This is a genomic window from Gracilimonas amylolytica (genome assembly GCF_002911695.1).
Taxonomy (GTDB): domain Bacteria; phylum Bacteroidota; class Rhodothermia; order Balneolales; family Balneolaceae; genus Gracilimonas; species Gracilimonas amylolytica.
In genome coordinates, this window is the sequence record NZ_PQBS01000037.1 from 304017 (window position 1) to 321043 (window position 17027).

General features: G+C 44.0%; 13 protein-coding genes. All 13 read left to right on the plus strand.

What is annotated here, in order from left to right; genetic code table 11:
• Positions 1 to 50 precede the first annotated feature (50 nt).
• The 13 genes from C3B73_RS10825 (at position 51) to C3B73_RS10885 (ending at position 16995) form a co-directional block, all read left to right on the plus strand.
• Complete coding sequence (locus tag C3B73_RS10825; protein ID WP_157939482.1) at positions 51 to 3497, plus strand: hypothetical protein; 3447 nt, start codon at positions 51 to 53, stop codon at positions 3495 to 3497.
• A 169-nt stretch (positions 3498 to 3666) separates the two neighbouring features.
• Positions 3667 to 4380 (plus strand): MotA/TolQ/ExbB proton channel family protein, encoded by a 714-nt coding sequence (locus C3B73_RS10830; RefSeq protein WP_103665612.1) that lies wholly within the window; start codon positions 3667 to 3669, stop codon positions 4378 to 4380.
• 36 nt (positions 4381 to 4416) lie between these two features.
• Entirely contained in the window at positions 4417 to 4683 is a 267-nt protein-coding gene (locus C3B73_RS10835) for a hypothetical protein (RefSeq protein WP_103665613.1), read from the plus strand.
• A gap of 13 nt (positions 4684 to 4696) precedes the next feature.
• Entirely contained in the window at positions 4697 to 5242 is a 546-nt protein-coding gene (locus C3B73_RS10840) for an ExbD/TolR family protein (protein ID WP_103665614.1), read from the plus strand.
• The gene (locus C3B73_RS10845; protein WP_103665615.1) at positions 5242 to 5688 is read left to right on the plus strand and encodes an ExbD/TolR family protein; all 447 of its coding nucleotides are present in this window, start codon (positions 5242 to 5244) and stop codon (positions 5686 to 5688) included. Before C3B73_RS10840 ends, C3B73_RS10845 begins: the two co-directional genes overlap by 1 nt.
• Before the next feature lie 77 nt (positions 5689 to 5765).
• Positions 5766 to 6794 carry a thiamine-phosphate kinase gene (gene thiL / locus C3B73_RS10850; RefSeq protein WP_103665616.1) on the plus strand — a complete coding sequence of 343 codons (1029 nt, stop codon included), beginning with the start codon at positions 5766 to 5768 and terminating at the stop codon, positions 6792 to 6794.
• Between the two features lie 126 nt (positions 6795 to 6920).
• Positions 6921 to 9026, plus strand: a complete 2106-nt coding sequence (gene ftsH, locus C3B73_RS10855) for an ATP-dependent zinc metalloprotease FtsH (protein ID WP_103665617.1) — start codon at positions 6921 to 6923, stop codon at positions 9024 to 9026.
• Between the two features lie 279 nt (positions 9027 to 9305).
• Entirely contained in the window at positions 9306 to 10571 is a 1266-nt protein-coding gene (locus C3B73_RS10860) for a hypothetical protein (protein ID WP_103665618.1), read from the plus strand.
• A gap of 95 nt (positions 10572 to 10666) precedes the next feature.
• Entirely contained in the window at positions 10667 to 13558 is a 2892-nt protein-coding gene (locus C3B73_RS10865; RefSeq protein WP_103665619.1) for a TonB-dependent receptor, read from the plus strand.
• Between the two features lie 241 nt (positions 13559 to 13799).
• The gene (locus tag C3B73_RS10870; protein WP_103665620.1) at positions 13800 to 14132 is read left to right on the plus strand and encodes an ArsR/SmtB family transcription factor; all 333 of its coding nucleotides are present in this window, start codon (positions 13800 to 13802) and stop codon (positions 14130 to 14132) included.
• Between the two features lie 56 nt (positions 14133 to 14188).
• Positions 14189 to 15070 (plus strand): arsenite methyltransferase, encoded by an 882-nt coding sequence (locus C3B73_RS10875; RefSeq protein WP_103665843.1) that lies wholly within the window; start codon positions 14189 to 14191, stop codon positions 15068 to 15070.
• 92 nt (positions 15071 to 15162) lie between these two features.
• On the plus strand, positions 15163 to 15783 hold the full coding sequence (locus tag C3B73_RS10880; protein WP_103665621.1) for a low molecular weight phosphatase family protein: 621 nt from the start codon (positions 15163 to 15165) through the stop codon (positions 15781 to 15783).
• Positions 15784 to 16161: 378 nt separating this feature from the next.
• Positions 16162 to 16995, plus strand: a complete 834-nt coding sequence (locus C3B73_RS10885) for a universal stress protein (protein WP_103665622.1) — start codon at positions 16162 to 16164, stop codon at positions 16993 to 16995.
• The last annotated feature ends 32 nt before the right edge of the window (positions 16996 to 17027 follow it).

Here is a 17027-nt window from a genome sequence, read left to right on the forward strand (position 1 = left end):
TAAATCTGAATTCTCTGACAGCGCGGATTTCCAGGTACGGATTATATTGTGTGTTCTGCATTGTGGTGCAGTGCCTGTTTGGTACGTTTGAAATTCGGGCACAATCCACCATTGAACAGAAGTTAAGTTTTCGGTCATTGCCTAACGATACCACGGTATTTATTGGAGATTGGGTCGTGCCGGGCACGCTTGAGATCACCGTTGAGAATAACATACTTGGGGATTCGCTTTGGGTTTTTAACGAGCTGAAAGGTGAATTGACACTCATCCCCAAAAATAATGAAGTACGCCTGTACAGAGAAGTCAGGGTTCGTTTTCATGAATTGCCCTACTCGCTTCCACGAACCTATCAAAATCTGACACCCAGAGAAGTTGATCCTTCATTTTATACTGAGCCGGATTCCCTCCAAACACTTTTAAATGAGACAGAAAGGAATTATTCCTACGCCTCAAACCTCAGACAATCCGGTAGTTTGAGCCGGGGAATTATAGTGGGGTCAAATCAGGATTTTTCTCTCGAAAGCGGTTTGAATTTTGAACTTTCAGGGGCTTTGACCGAGAACATAAATATCAACGCCTCTTTGACGGATCAAAGTATTCCCATTCAACCCGATGGAACCACCCAAAACCTGAGGGAATTTGATAAGGTCTTTATTGAGGTCGAGGCTCCTAATTCCAGGGTGGCCATGGGGGATGTGGACGTGAGCCTTTCGGAGAGTTCTTTTGCCAGATTCAATCGAAGGTTGCAAGGTGCCACCGGAACCTTAGACCTGGATCATGGAGAATATCAGGCGGCATTTTCTGTGGTCAGGGGTACTTACCGGTCCATGCGTTTTAGCGGTCAGGATGGGGTTCAGGGACCGTATCGCCTCACGAATGAAAACGGGCAGGAGTTTGTGACCATCTTAGCCGGAACTGAGCAAGTGTACATAAATGGTGAAAGGGTGAGTAGAGGAGCTCAAAATGATTACATCATCGATTATGGGATCGGGGAAGTAACTTTTACCAATCAGCAGCTCATTACAGATGAAAGCAGGATCACCATAGAATATGAGTACCTGGATCAGAATTTTACCAACACAGCCATTGCAGGTGAAACGCAAACTTCTCTTTTTAATGGTAAACTGGATATTGGGGCCACGGTGATCAGGCAGGCAGACGGTGATGAGTTACTTTCTCAGCGGTCTCTGACTCCCTCCGATGTGAGCCTGCTGCAACAAGTAGGAGATGATCTGGACGAGGCTGTGATCGACGGTGCTCGTATAGCCACTGCAGAGGAAAGAGAGCAGTTCGTCATGTACACAAAAGTGGATACCACCGTCAATGGAGAGAACCTCACGATATATGAACACCGGCCCGGGGCACCAACCTCTATATATAGAGTGCAATTTACAAAGGTGCCTCAGGGGGAGGGGAATTATCAGCGAACCACGGGTCAAACGAATGGTTTTTTATATGAATGGGTGGGTGAGGGAAATGGGGATTATACTCCCTTCAGGACACTGGATGCACCGGAAAGCAAACAGATGGTGGCACTTAGAGGAGGTTACAAGCTAACGGATCACATTGAGTTGACTGGAGAGTTTGCTACCAGTGATCACGATGCCAACCGGTTTTCGAGCGAAGATGATGCCGATAATACTGATATCGGTTATACCACAGGATTTAATGTAAAGGAAGCCCGGACGAGACTTGGCAAACTGAACCTTCAATTCAACCGTAGGTACAACGGACAAAATTTTGAATTTTTTGAACGCACCAGAGATGTGGAATTTGAGAGGATCTGGAATATTAACAGAGCATTCGTGGGGAAAGAAATTGCAAATGAGATTTCCCTGAATCTGATACCTGCAGCATCCACTTCCATCATAGCCGGGTATGGAACCGTTGAGTTAAACCAATTTAAGGGTGAAAGGCAGCAGACATCTGCATCCGTAAGTTTGCCTGATAGGTTTATGTTCTCTTACGATCAGGATTGGATCCGAAGTGAGGATCAGCAGCTTAACGAAGAGGGTAACTGGTTCCGCCAGCAGGGTAGTTTATCGAAGAAATTTGAGGTCGGTTCAACCCTTATTACTCCGTACCTGAGTTTTGAGCATGAGAACAGAATTCTAAGGGATCTTCCCACAGATTCGTTGAAGATTGAATCAGAAAAATTTTACGATATAGGTCCCGGAATTAATTTGGGATATCGGGCAATAGATCTTGATGCCGGTGTGGCTTATCGAAATGAGACCGGTGTGCTGGATGATCGGTTCGAAAAGAGAGCAGAGGCTATCGAGCAACGGTACAGGCTATCCGTAAATCCTGAAGGGTTTTTCAGAACGGTTAATGAAGTTCGTATCAGGAATAAAGAATTCACGGATGATTTTCTAAACAGCGGGTCTGTAGCAATCCGAAAGGGAATACTAGTCCGGTCAGTGACGGACTACGGTTCAGAAGAGAGTATGTTTGAAGGAGAGGTATTCTATGAGGCCAATACCCAGCGGCGCGCACTGCTTGAGGAGACATATATCGAAGTCGGGCCGGAGATCGGACAGTATGTTTGGGATGACCTTAATAATGATGGGGTCAGGCAGGTGGATGAGTTTTTTCCGGAAGTAAGTATCAATGAGGGGACCTATATCAGGCAGTTCCTTCCAAACGATGAACTCTTACCGGTCGTTGATCTGAATACACGGTACCTAAATACGTTCAGGCCTTTTAACCGCTTAGATAATGAAACGTGGTACAGCGGATTGAGCTTGAGGTCAAGGATCGATATCACTGAAAACTCAACCACCGAAGATATTGGAGAGATATATCTGTTGAAGCTTCAGAATTTTCAAAACGATTCAACCACGATATTTGGAAGGATTAGATGGGAGCAGGAACTGGATCTGCTGGGGGACATTGAAGGCGGAGATATATCAATAGGGTATTCAAGTAGCGAAAGCCTGAACCGCCGCAGCAGGGAATCCCTGAAAACGGAAATGACCACTCAATATGTGAATTCTCTTTTTGATTTAGGCAGCAGAACCCAGGGAAGGTTCGATATTAACAGAGGGCGAAATACTGCAACAAGCAATACACTCATGAACCGGAATTTTGATATCAGAAGTTATTCTGTCTCGCCGGGATTGAATGGGACTATCAACAGAAACTGGAATGCAGATCTGAGTTTGTCCTATATATATAAGAGAGATCTCGCACAGGCAGATGAAACAAAGGCTGAACAATGGAAGGTCAGAACGGTTCATCGCGCATATATAATGAAAAAGATACAGGCTAATATCAGTTTAGAGTTCAGAAGTACCATCTTGAAGGGGCAGTCAACCTCTTATGGAAACTATGAACTAACAGAAGGGACCGGCGCAGGTAATAATCTGATTTGGGGGGTAACTGGTAGCCTTAGAGCCAGTGAACTCTTGCGGTTAACCATTAACTATGATGGAAGAACTGTGACCGGGCGACCGTCTATTCATGTGGCAAAAGTGGTGGTGAGTGCAAATTTTTAAAATTAAAAATGCCGTTTAAACACTTTGGTAGATAATTTTTTAGATTGAGTAACATTACGTAAAAAAGATTTTTTAAGAAGGATGTTACTTTGACATTTAGTTTAAAATGAACTATTCTTTTTGCTCATTAATCTTAGCCTTTAACAATTAAACAATTAGTGGAGTAGACATGATATCGTCGATTGCTCTTTTTCTTTTACAAGCCCCTGCTGACGAAGGGTTTTTTAATGTTGTCGTAGCAAAATTTAACGAAGGTAACGATGGCGGATGGATGTGGCCGGTATTGATCACATTGATCCTCGGTCTCGCTATTTTCCTTGAGCGTATTATTACCCTCAACCTTGCTGACATCAACACACGTAAATTTATCGTTAACGTACAAGAAGCACTTCAGGAAGGTGGCGTTGATGCTGCTGAAGAACTTTGTGCACAAACTCGCGGACCTGTTGCCTCCGTATTCCAAGCCGGCCTAATGCGGTCAGATGAAGGAATCGAAGCGGCAGAGAAAGCAATTTCTGCATACGGCTCTATTGAAATGAGCTTCCTCGAAAGAGGTCTTGTATGGTTGTCACTATTCATTGCCATTGCTCCACTATTTGGATTCCTTGGAACAGTAGTAGGTATGATCGAGGCGTTCGATGATATTGAAGCTGCTGCCGATATTTCTCCAAGTATTGTAGCCGGTGGTATTAAAACAGCCCTTTTAACAACAGCCGGTGGTTTGATAGCGGGTATCATTCTGCAGATCGGATACAACTATTGTGTATCTAAAATTGACCGCCTGATCGCTGATATGGAAGAAAGTTCCATCACTCTTATTGATTCCATTATTCTTCTGAATGAAGGAAAAGACCTTGTTCCTAAGGCTGATAACGACGCCTAAACTGAACAAAACTCCAATCAATAAAAGGATTTAACAATGGAAACAATTAGTGTAGGACTTGCTGCCGGTTTGATAGTTCTGGGTGTTCTGACGATGGTAGTTGCCGGAATCAGAAGCCTCGTGCTCGGTAAGCAGGATTATAAGAAAATCGGAATGATGGCCGTTCCATTTGTAGTGTTCGGGATCTCTTATGGCGTAACTGGTGAAGTTGCCAAAGCAGGAGTTCTCACCGCTACTATTATGATGGCTTTCATGATACTCACGATCGCTCTGACGGGTCTTCGTGGAACATTTAAGTTTTAGTTAGGACTCAAATATGTTATTGAAGAAACGAGAACGGGAAAGTGCTGAAATCAATGGGTCATCTATGGCCGATATCGCATTCCTTCTCCTTATCTTCTTCCTGGTAACCACAACCATTAATGTGGATACCGGTATTGGCTTGGTGTTACCACCGCCATTACAAGAAGATCAGGAACCACCACCCATCAAGGAGAGAAACCTGATGAATATTCTGGTGAATGCTGAAGGGCGCGTGTTGATGGACGACCAACCGTATCAACTAACAGAAGTTAAAGAACGCTTGAAAGAGTTCATTGACAACCCAACCAATGACCCAAATTTATCCGAATCTCCGGATATGGCCATTGTATCTGTGAAAACACAACGTCAGACACCATATCGCATTTATGTGGATATGCTGGATGAAGTTATGGGAGCATATAAAGAATTACGTGATGCTGCATCACGGGCCAACTATGGTGTGCCATTCGGTGCATTACAGGATGACAGCCCGCAGTATGACCAGATCACTGATATGTATCCTAAGAAAATATCAATCGCAGAACCGGGAGATAACTAATGGCACATTTCAAGAAGAAACGAGGTGGAAGTAAGCAGGAGGTACCAACTTCTGCAATGCCCGATGTTGTATTCATGTTGCTTTTCTTCTTCATGGTAACCACTGTGTTGAGAGAAGTGACCCTGAAAGTTCGTGTAAACCTTACACAGGCTGAAAACATCGAGAAGATCGAACAGAAACGATTGCTTTCTTATGTCTACATTGGTCCTGAACGACTGCCGGGTAATCAACTTGGTGAAGATAAAGTTCAGATCGACGATGCCATAGTGGAAGACATTGGAGCTATTCGTAACCTCATGTACGATAAGCTGCGTGAACAACCAAAATTAATTGTCTCGCTGCGTGTGGATGAGAGCTCTGAATTCGGACTTCTCACCGATGTACAGGAAGAACTGAAAAAAGCGAGTGCTTTTAGGATCAACTACTCTACAAGACGCGAACCTTAAGCATATCGAATAACGATTTAAGGCAACTGTATCTCCGGATGCAGGTGCCTTTTTTTATTTTAACCCAACTACATTTCATGTCAGATTCATTTCAGACGATTCAGAGTATAGGCGCTAAAGGACTTTTAGATAAGATCACAAACTTTGACTCCTACAAGAATGAGAATGTAATACAGTCGGTGGGTGATGACGCCGCTGTTATCAAAGAATCTCAAAGTGATCTTTCCCTATTATCATCAGAAACTTTTGTAGAGGGTGTGGACTTTGATCCAACTTACACTCCTTTTCATCATTTAGGATATAAGATCGTGGTAGCCGGTATCAGCGATATCTATGCCATGAACGGTAAACCTACCAGCATGCTGATCAACCTGGCTGTTCCTAACCGAATGTCGGTGCAAATGATACAGGACCTTTATAAGGGTATTTATGCTGCAGGAAAAGAATATGAGGTTGAGTTAGTAGGTGGGGATATGAAAGCCAATCATGCCAATCTCGTCGTGTCAGTCAGTATTTATGGAAAGGTAGGTGAAGACAAGGTCAGCTACAGAAAGGGAGCTAAGGATGGCGATGCCATTTGTGTGACCGGAGATCTGGGTGGTGCTTTGGCAGGCCTCAGGATACTGATGAGGGAAAAGAAATTCTGGGAGGAGCACGGAGATGATTCGGTTCAGCCTGAATTAGGTGATTATCAATTTGTGGTAAAACGGCAGTTGGTTCCTAAAGCAAGAAAAGACCTTATAGACAGTCTGCAAGATAACAACCTGGTACCAAGTTCGATGATCGACCTGTCAAAAGGTCTTGTCAGTGATCTAAATGCCATGTGTGAAGCTTCAGAACTCGGGGCAACGATCTATCAGGCAGCTTTACCTATAGCCATAGAAACCCGACAGGTGGCAGATGAAATGCAGGAAGATGTTGATCGTTACGCGCTGTTTGGCGGTGAGGATTTCGAACTTATGTTTACCCTTCCTGAAAAAGAAGTAGAAAAGTTTGCCAAAGAGTTCAATGATTTTGTGGTAATTGGCAGAATGAGGCCTGAAGAAGAGGGGATGAAAATGCAGACAGCAGAAGGGGATCTTGTTTCCTTTGATGATTTGTCATAACAGGATGGATGGCACGTTTTTTGCCAAACTACCGTTTCAACTTACACATTAGAAAACGAAGCCGACTTATTTGAGTATCAGGTTCCGTATATTACAGTTTAAAAAAATTTCATAAGCTAATATTTGATGGCGCAAAATAACCCCAAAAAGAAAAAATCGATAAAGCCAGGTGGGAAAAAGGGAAATGGAAATTCCCCAAAGTTTCCGACTTGGAGTATTTTTGTTTTGTTTTTCGTGCTCTTGCTGGCACAGGTACTATTCTTTCCCGCTGAACCCGGCAACCGAATTAAGTACAGTGAATTCCTGGATCATGTAGAAAATGGACACGTTTCTGAGATCACGATCACTAACGGTGTGGACATTACGGGAACCTATTCAGACAAGGCGCTTTCAGATGGGGTGATCTCCCGGCCAGAACAATCTGACAATAACAATCCCTTTACTACCACGGGAGGTACGGAACAGTTTAAAAAGTTCAGTACCACCATGTTGCGTAACGATGAAATTCGGCCGATCCTTGAATCCAACAATGTAGAGTTTGATGTCAGGATCGAAGAAGATTGGTTCAGTGGTATCTTTATATGGCTTATACCGATCGCAGTACTCATTGTGATCTGGATCTTCATTTTCAGAAAAATGAATCCGGGACAGCAGGTGCTGAATATTGGCAAGAACAAAGCTTCTCTTTATGATCAGCAGACGGAAACTAAGGTAACCTTTGAGGACGTTGCCGGATTACAGGAAGCCAAAGCTGAAGTAGAGGAAGTGGTTGAGTTCCTCAAAAATCCTCAGAAATTCACAAAACTGGGGGGCGTTCTGCCCAAAGGTGTTTTATTGGTAGGCCCTCCGGGTACGGGTAAAACCCTGCTTGCTAAAGCCACTGCCGGAGAGGCAAGTGTTCCTTTCTTTAGCCTGAGTGGTTCCGATTTTGTTGAAATGTTTGTAGGAGTTGGAGCAGCCCGTGTTCGTGATCTGTTCAAGCAAGCCAAGGAAAAAGCTCCATGTATCATATTTATTGATGAGATCGATTCTATTGGTAGAACCCGTGGGCGCGGAATGGCTATGGGTTCTAACGATGAACGTGAGAATACCTTGAACCAGCTGTTAAGTGAAATGGACGGCTTCAACTCGGATAAGGGTGTGATCCTTATGGCAGCCACTAACCGTCCGGATATCCTGGATTCCGCTCTGCTCAGACCGGGCCGTTTTGATCGTCAGATCATGATTGATAAGCCGGATCTGAATGGACGTGTGGAGATCCTGAAGGTGCACACTAAAAAGCTTAAACTCGGAAACGATATCGATCTAAGAGTTTTAGCTTCTCAAACTCCCGGTTTTGCGGGAGCTGATCTTGCGAATCTATGTAATGAGGCTGCTCTATTGGCAGCGCGTAGAGAAAAGAATAATATTCAGATGGAAGATTTCCAGGATTCCATTGAAAAAGTGATAGCCGGACTTGAACGCAAGAATAAACTGATCAGCCCGGAAGAACGCAAGATCGTGGCGTACCACGAAGCCGGTCACGCCATTGTCGGTTGGTTCCTGGAGCATACCGATCCGGTTCTTAAGGTGAGTATTGTACCTCGCGGTTTAGCAGCATTGGGTTATACCTTGCAAACACCTCTGGAAGAACGCTTCCTGATGACCACTGAAGAACTGGATGATAAGATCTGCGCTCTGCTTGGTGGTAGAGTGGCTGAGGAGATCATTTTTGGAAGGATCTCAACCGGTGCTCAAAATGACCTGGAGAGAATTACCAAGATGGCCTTTGCCATGGTAGCTGAGTATGGAATGAGTGAAAAACTGGGGTACATTTCCCTGAAAGATTCACAAAATGCCGAGAACAGCTACGGTTTCAATAAGAAGTACTCTGAGTCGACAAGTCAACAGATCGATCAGGAAGTCCGAAATATTATTGAGAAGAACCACGACCGGACCATCGAGTTGCTTAAGAAACATAAAAGTGAACTTGAGAAACTGGCTGAAACCCTGCTTGAAAAAGAAGTGCTTGATCACCATGCCCTGAGAGAGTTATTAGGTGACCGCCCACACGGGAAATATCCGGATGGGATCTTTGAGAAAAAAAGCAGCGAAAGTTCCAAAAATGGAATGTCAGATGATGGTAATGAGAAACCATCGAAAGCTGAAAAAGAAGCGAAGGATGCCGAGATCATTAGCGAGGAAACAGAACCTGATGAAGAGCAAGCTCCTTCTGAAGAAGAAAAAGAGTAAGCCTTACTTCAAAAATAAATTCTATAGAGAGGCACTGAACATATCAGTGTCTCTTTTTTTATGCCCTTCATCGAAATAAGCTAATGAGTGCCCTTCTTAACATTAGCATAAAGTTCGGATAACTAAAGGATAATTCACGGGTAACATTGCATAAATGTACCACCTCTATTTTGGCTCGTGAAAACAGTACAGCAGCATCACGTCTGATCTAAAGTTGTGAAACTTAATATCTGATTCTGTTAGAAATCTAAAATCCAATATTTAAAATATCCATAACTCATGAACTTCAAAGTTACATTAACTTACTTGTCAGGATTATTTCTGGCTTCCATGTTGCTAATATCTTGCAGTGACGATTCCACCACAGGAACTGATATCCCGGAAGAACCGGATGCAGAGAACACGATCGTAGTATCTGATAACATTACGGAAGATACTGTCTGGGAAGACGGTAATATTTATATACTCGGCGGAAGAATTTCTGTTGAAGCCGGTGCCACCCTGGAAATCGAACCGGGAGTGATCATAAAAGGAGAAGCTGGAACCGGTTCAAATGCAACGGCTCTATTGGTAGCCCGAGATGCCACTATTCTGGCTGATGGTTCACCTACACAGCCTATCATCTTTACTTCTGTTGCTGACGAGATCACACCTGAAGATGTGGATGCCGGAAATTTTGGCAGCCCGAATTTAGATCCTGACATCAACGGATTATGGGGTGGAGTGATCGTTCTGGGTAACGCACCTATCTCTGCCAGTAATGAAGGTACTGATATCACTGAAATTCAGATCGAAGGGATCCCATCTTCTGATCCCAGCGGTCTTTACGGCGGAAATGATGCCAGTGATAGTTCAGGTTCAATCTCTTACATATCAATTCGCCATGGTGGAGCCAATATTGGTGAAGGAAATGAGATCAACGGACTGACTCTTGGTGGCGTTGGTACCGGAACATCAATTTCAAATATCGAGATCGTAGCGAATCAGGATGATGGTGTTGAATTCTTTGGTGGGACTGTAAATGTGAGCAATGTGCTTGTATGGAACAGCGGCGATGATTCTATCGACTCAGACCAGGCATGGGCAGGTACCCTTAATAATGCAGTGATCGTAAGTCCTGCCGGTTCAGCTTTCGAACTTGACGGACCTGAAGGCAACTACACCAGTACCGGTCACACCATTCAGGATGTAACCATCTACATGCAAGGCAATGGTTCTGAGCTTATGATCGATGTAGACGCAAACACGGATGTCAACATGAGTAACCTTTTCTTCTTTGGATTAGGTACTAATGAAGGTGCAGCTGCTCACGTTATCTCAAGTGACTATGTGGATTACGCGGCTAATACCAACGGATACTCCATCACAAATATCGAAGCAGTTATACCTGATGGCCTTTCAGTTGAAGATTACTTCACTGGTGGACTTGATGCAGAAGTGACCGTAGTTGGTGACGTTGCAAATGCAACAGTAGGTGCAGACGTAAGCGTCTTTGGCTTTACCTGGGCCAACCTTTCAGGTGCACTAAGTGACATTGGACTTTAAACATAGATGACCTGGTTCATTGCTTGTCCTTCAATAAAGAAGGGCAAGCAATTTTTTATAACACCCATTTTCTCTAAATAAAACGATCAGCACAAATGAAAATGATTAAACAACTACTGCCAATTATGGTATTGGCACTAAGTTTCTCTGTAAATGCCGTTGCCCAAAAAGGAACATTGAGAGGAACCATTATTGATGACGAAACCGCCGAACCCATATTCGGTGCCACCATATACATTCAAAGTGAAGGAACCGGAACGACCTCCGATTTTGACGGAAAGTTTAAACTGCAACTGGATCCCGGAGAATACACACTGAGAATATCCTACATTTCCTATCAGACCATAGAAGTTGAAGATGTGGAGATCGAGGAAGGCGAGGTGACCAACCTTGGCAACATTCGATTGAATCCGGCTATTACCGAACTTGATGGGGTAGTTGTAACCTCTTCACGGGTGACCATCTCAGAAGCAGCCATAATGACGGCCAAGATGAATTCACCAAATGTGATTGATGGAATTTCTGCCGAAGCCTTTTCCAAAATAGGAGTTTCTGATGCGGCTGAGGCCCTCAAAAACGTAACCGGTGTTTCTGTGGAAGGGGGTAAGTACGTGTATGTACGCGGACTTGGTGACCGGTACACACAAACCATGCTGAATTCGGTTGAGATCCCAAGTCTTGATCCTGACAGAAACAGTCTTCAGATCGATATCTTTCCTACCAACCTGATCAACAATATGGTCATTACAAAAACAGCCGTAGCCGAAATGCCGGCTAATTTTACCGGTGGTATCGTGGATATCGAAACGATCGACTTTCCGGAGGAACCGATCTATGACTTCTCGATCAGTTTTGATTACAACCCGGATATGCACTTCAACAGTGACTTTTTGACCTATGATGGCAGCAGCACTGATTTTCTTGGGTTTGACAGTGGAACAAGAGAACTGCCGGCCGGAGCCAGCGATGGTAATATCCCAACTCCTATAAGCGGCAACTCAAGTCAGGAAGTGTATGATTTTGTGAATGGATTCAATCCAACCTTAGGTCCAAGTGCATCAACGAATTTTGCCAATTACAGTGCCAGCTTTACACTGGGTAATCAGTACAATGTGTTTGATGACAATAAGCTGGGTTACATCATGTCTCTCACTTACAAAAGTTCGTCAAATCATTACAGTAATTATCAGTTAGGTGAGTATCAGAATCAGCCTGATCCATCTGCTTATGACCTGATCTATGCTACAAGGCAAAACGGAACATTATCTGAGCAAAGTGTTCTTCTTGGCGGTTTAACCGGTATAGCATTCAAGACAGACAACTCAAAGTATAAGCTTACGGCCATGCATCTTCAGAATGGAGAAAGTACAGCCGGTAACTTCTTTATTGACAACAGTCAGGATGCACCGGGTCAATCCGGTTATACCGCAGATTCTTATAATTTGGAGTACGGTCAAAGAAGTATTACCAACTTCATGTTGAATGGGGTCAATTACTTTGATAATACCAACTGGGAGGTCAACTGGAGATCGGCTGTAACCCTGTCGTCTATGACGAACCCTGATATCCGCAAAACGGCTTATACGCTTTCACTGACGGGAGCAAATCCCCGATTCAATGCCGGTGCCGGTGGATTCCCAAGCCGTATCTGGCGGTACATGGATGAAGTAAACTATGCCAATCGTTTGGACATCACACGGGAGTATGATCTGTTCGATCTTCCTGCCAGCCTAAAATTTGGCGGAAGTTTTGTGTACAAAGAACGTGATTACGAGGTATTATCCTACAACCTGCAATTCTTTGGTTCTCAGCCAACCTTTACCGGAGATCCCTCTGAGATATTGGTAGAAGAAAACCTTTATGGAGGAGGAGGTAACATCTATTACCAATCCGGTAATCAGATCCCTAATCCGAATGCCTACAATTCAAATGTAAGCAGTTATGCCGCTTATATATCCAACGAATTCAATCCATTTGAAAAACTGAAAGTGTACGTTGGACTTCGGGCCGAGCAATTCACTCAGCGTCACACCGGTCGGGATGCCTTATATGCACAAGGAGGTTCAGGAAACAATCTGGATAATGAAAAAGTATTGGATGCCCTCGATCTGTTTCCTTCAGCGAATCTTAGTTACGAAATTGGAGACGATCAAAATCTAAGGTTTGCGTATTCCAGAACCATTGCCCGTCCATCCTTCAAAGAGCTCTCGTTTGCCCAGATCCTGGATCCGGTCTCAGATCGTATCTTTAATGGAGGACTATTTGCCATTGGTGACTGGGATGGAAATCTGACCGAAACCTACGTTAATAACATCGATCTGAGATGGGAAAAATATCTGGGACTGAATGAAATGCTTTCTGCCAGTTTATTCTATAAATCTTTTCAGGATCCTATTGAATTGGTTCGTATTCAGGTGCAACAGACATCCAGTGAGTTTCAGCCACGAAACGTAGGAAATGGTGAGGTATATGGTGCAGAGTTTGAGATCAGAAAGTCACTGAATTTCATCTCAGAATCCATACGTCACTTTGGTTTAAGCACGAATGTGACCTTGGTAAGGTCATTGATAGACATGACCGAACAGGAGTATGTGGCTCGTAAAAACGGCGAGAAAGATGGGCAGAACGTTGACGATACCCGGGATATGGCCGGTCAGGCACCCTACATCATCAATGCAGGATTCACATACGATAATCCTGACAACGGATTGGATGCAGGGTTCTACTACAATGTAAAAGGAGAGACCCTGACTGCTGTTGGTGGTGGACTTTTCCCTGATGTGTATTCGCAGCCATATCACAGCCTCAATTTCTCGTTGAATAAAACCTTTGGCGAAGATGGAAATTCAACCATCAGTCTGAATGCCACAAACATTCTGGATGATGCCAGAGAAGAATTGTATAAGGGATTCAATACGGCCGATCAAATATTTAGCAGCTATAACGAACATCGTAGTTTCAGTATCGGATATAAGTATTCCTTCTGATATTGAATTAGATCTGCGTCAAAATATACGTCTCACATCACTGTGAGGTGTGCTGATCAAGGAGAGCTCCGGGGAACCGGGGTTCTCTTTTTTTATTGCAGATTTTTGGATTGAACGGATTAAGATGATGAATAATGAACCGTAGTGGCGTATCGCAATACGCCCTTTCGGTTTATGAACTAATTGTTGTGAATGACCGGAATTCAACTTACCTTTTATCGTATAATTACGATAAACGATTATGGCAATTACAAAAGCACAATTATTTAGCAAAAAAGAGGTGAAAGCAGCAGAGTTTGCAAAGGCATTGTCACACCCGGCCCGTATAGCGATCCTTGAGATCCTGGCTCGCCGAAATGCCTGTTACTGTGGTGATATCACCGAAGAACTTCCGCTGGCACAATCAACGGTATCGCAACATCTGAAAGCCTTGAAATCGGCAGGGATCATCAAAGGAGAGATAGAAGGGATCAGAACCTGCTATTGTCTGGATGAAGATAATCTTACGGCATTCAGATCTATTTTGGATGAATTTTTCTCAGATCTGAGAAGCAAGAATCCAAACTGCTGTTGACACTGTAGAAATAATTAAACAATAACGACTCAAACATTAATATTATGACTACCAACATAAAATCTCCGGAAGAACTCAAGGAAACAGTTCGAAAGAAATATGACGAGATCAGTCGTCAGGGAAAAGACTATAACGCCCGCAGCTGTTGTGGTGCAGGAGGAGACTCGACCAAGGTATATAACATCATGACGGATGATTACAGTGAGTTCGAGGGGTATAACAAAGATGCCGATCTTGGATTGGGATGCGGGCTGCCCACGCAGTTTGCTCAGATCAAAAAAGGGGATTATGTCATTGACCTGGGTTCCGGAGCCGGTAACGATTGTTTTGTAGCCCGACATGAAACCGGACCGGAAGGTAAAGTGCTGGGTATTGATTTCACGGAATCCATGATCGCAAAAGCCCGGGATAATGCCGATAAGCTGGGTTTCAATAATGTGGAATTTCGATATGGGGATATTGAAGACATGCCGGTTGCTGATGGAGTCGCCGATGTGGTGGTCAGTAATTGCGTATTGAACCTGGTACCTGACAAACCCAAGGTGATCTCAGAGATATTCAGAGTTTTGAAGCCCGGGGGGCATTTCAGTATTTCTGATATCGTGCTGGAGGGAGAGCTTCCTGAGGCTTTGCGTGAGGATGCAGAAATGTATGCAGGTTGCGTAGCGGGAGCCATTCAGAAAGACACCTACCTAGAACATATCAAGGAAGCCGGATTTGAGAATATTACGATCCAGAAAGAGAAACCGATCGAGATCCCCGAAGATATTTTGTCTCAGTATTTGAGTAAAGATGAAATAGCTGAGTTCAATTCAGGAGGAACCGGGATCTATAGCATTACGGTATTTGCACAAAAAGCGGGTGGTGAGAAGAATCAAGTTACCCTGATAGCATCTGATGAGGCAGCTTCATGTGAGCCGGGCTCAGGATGTTGTTGATAAAAAATTGTAGCCAGCAATTTGACAGCCCTGTACCGTAGGGGCCATTCATGAATTGCCCCTACGGTACAGGAGAACCGATAAGTAAGAATATGTACCCAACACTAGAAAATTATATAACGAGGCTAGTATCAGATTTCAGTTCCATTTCAGAAGATCGAAAGAAGGACCTGAAAGAAGTGGCCAATTATATCAGGACCAAACTATCGGCCGATGAAGTAGCCAAATTGAATTTCATCTGCACGCATAACAGCCGGCGAAGTCACCTGTCGCAGATTTGGGCACAAACAGCTGCCGCCTTTTATAGCATTGATAAGATCGAAACCTACTCCGGTGGAACCGAAGCTACGGCTTTCAACCCAAGGGCTGTAGCTGCTGTGGAACGAGCCGGATTTAAGGTTGAGGACCCCGGTGGTGAAAATCCCGGATATAAAGTTTCATTCAGTGAAGGATCGGAACCCATGGTCTGCTTCTCAAAGAAGTTTGATGATGATTTCAACCCTGATGAAAACTTCACCGCTATTATGACCTGTTCGGATGCCGATGAAAACTGCCCGTTTGTACCGGGTGCCGAATTCCGAAAACCGATCACCTATGTAGATCCCAAGGAAGCAGACGGAACCGAACGGGAAGCAGAGGTCTATGATGAGCGTTGCCGGCAAATAGCTACCGAAATGTTTTACATGATGAATTTAGTGAGTTCAAAGAATTAAATATCAACTGTGAACTCGAGATAATGTGTCTGAAGTTGTCATCCCGAGTGGTCGAAAAGTGGCTAGGATCGATCTTTTTAACACGAGGGATCTCAATGTTTAATAGGCCCGCTGGTTCAAGCTAAGAGATCCTTCGGGCAATACAACTTCAACCTTTTATATACCAAAACACAACTCGTGAGTATCAACCCAAAGTAAATTTTATTTCGAATTGAGACCAATACACATGAGGTTACACCAATGAATACCAACTCCTCAAGAGAAATGGCAGATTGTTGCTGATACGGGAGATAAATCAAACGGTATTTATATTCTCTTAAAACAAGGATCGTATTTTAATTACGGTACTTAAACTCAACTTGTAATCAGGAGGTCCACATGAAATTCTCACACGCATTGCTCGCCCTCGACCTGTCACTTTCCAGTGAAGATCTGGTTCGTGGAATGGCAGATCTCAAAGAGATCGGAATTAAGAAAGTTACTCTGTTAACGGTAGTGACCAAAGATTATCCCAACGGTAAAGAAAAGTTTGATCGTGAAGTTTATGAGTCAAAATTAACTGATCATACTGAACGGCTGAAAAAAAGTGGTATCGAAGCTGAATGGGTCCTGAAAGTTGAAAATGGAAGCTATGCACCAACCGAGATCCTTGATTCTATGGGCAAGATCGGTGCTGACCTGCTGGTGATCGGTAATAAAGGCCACACCTTGCTTGCTGATATGCTTTTGGGCAGTGTGGCCTCAGAGGTGATCCACAGGGCAGAAGTCCCATTGCTACTGCTCCGAATATCTGATAAGCCGGGTAAGGGGGAAGTCTCTATTTGCAAGAACGTCAGGCGACATATACTGCTGCCCATCGATTTTTCTGAGGCGGCCGATCAGGCCATGCAGGCTTTTCAGCAGAAGGAACTTCGGGATGCATCTGTGACCGTGCTGAATGTGCAGACCATGCCCAAAGAGGGTGAACCGGATAAACTTCAGGAGCGAGTGGACTACCTGAAACGGATCGGTGTCAGAGAGGTTCAAAGTGAAACCCGTCACGGTAACATCTGGATCGAGATCACCGAGTTTGCGGATAAAAAAGATGCATCCATGATCCTGATGGGTTCACAGGGTAAAGGCTATGCAGAAGACGTGTTCATTGGCAGCAACAGCCTGCGCGTGGCTCGGCATACGTCAAAACCGCTTTTGTTGATCCCCGCTCATAAGTAATTAAATCCATATTAATTTAAACCAAATAATAC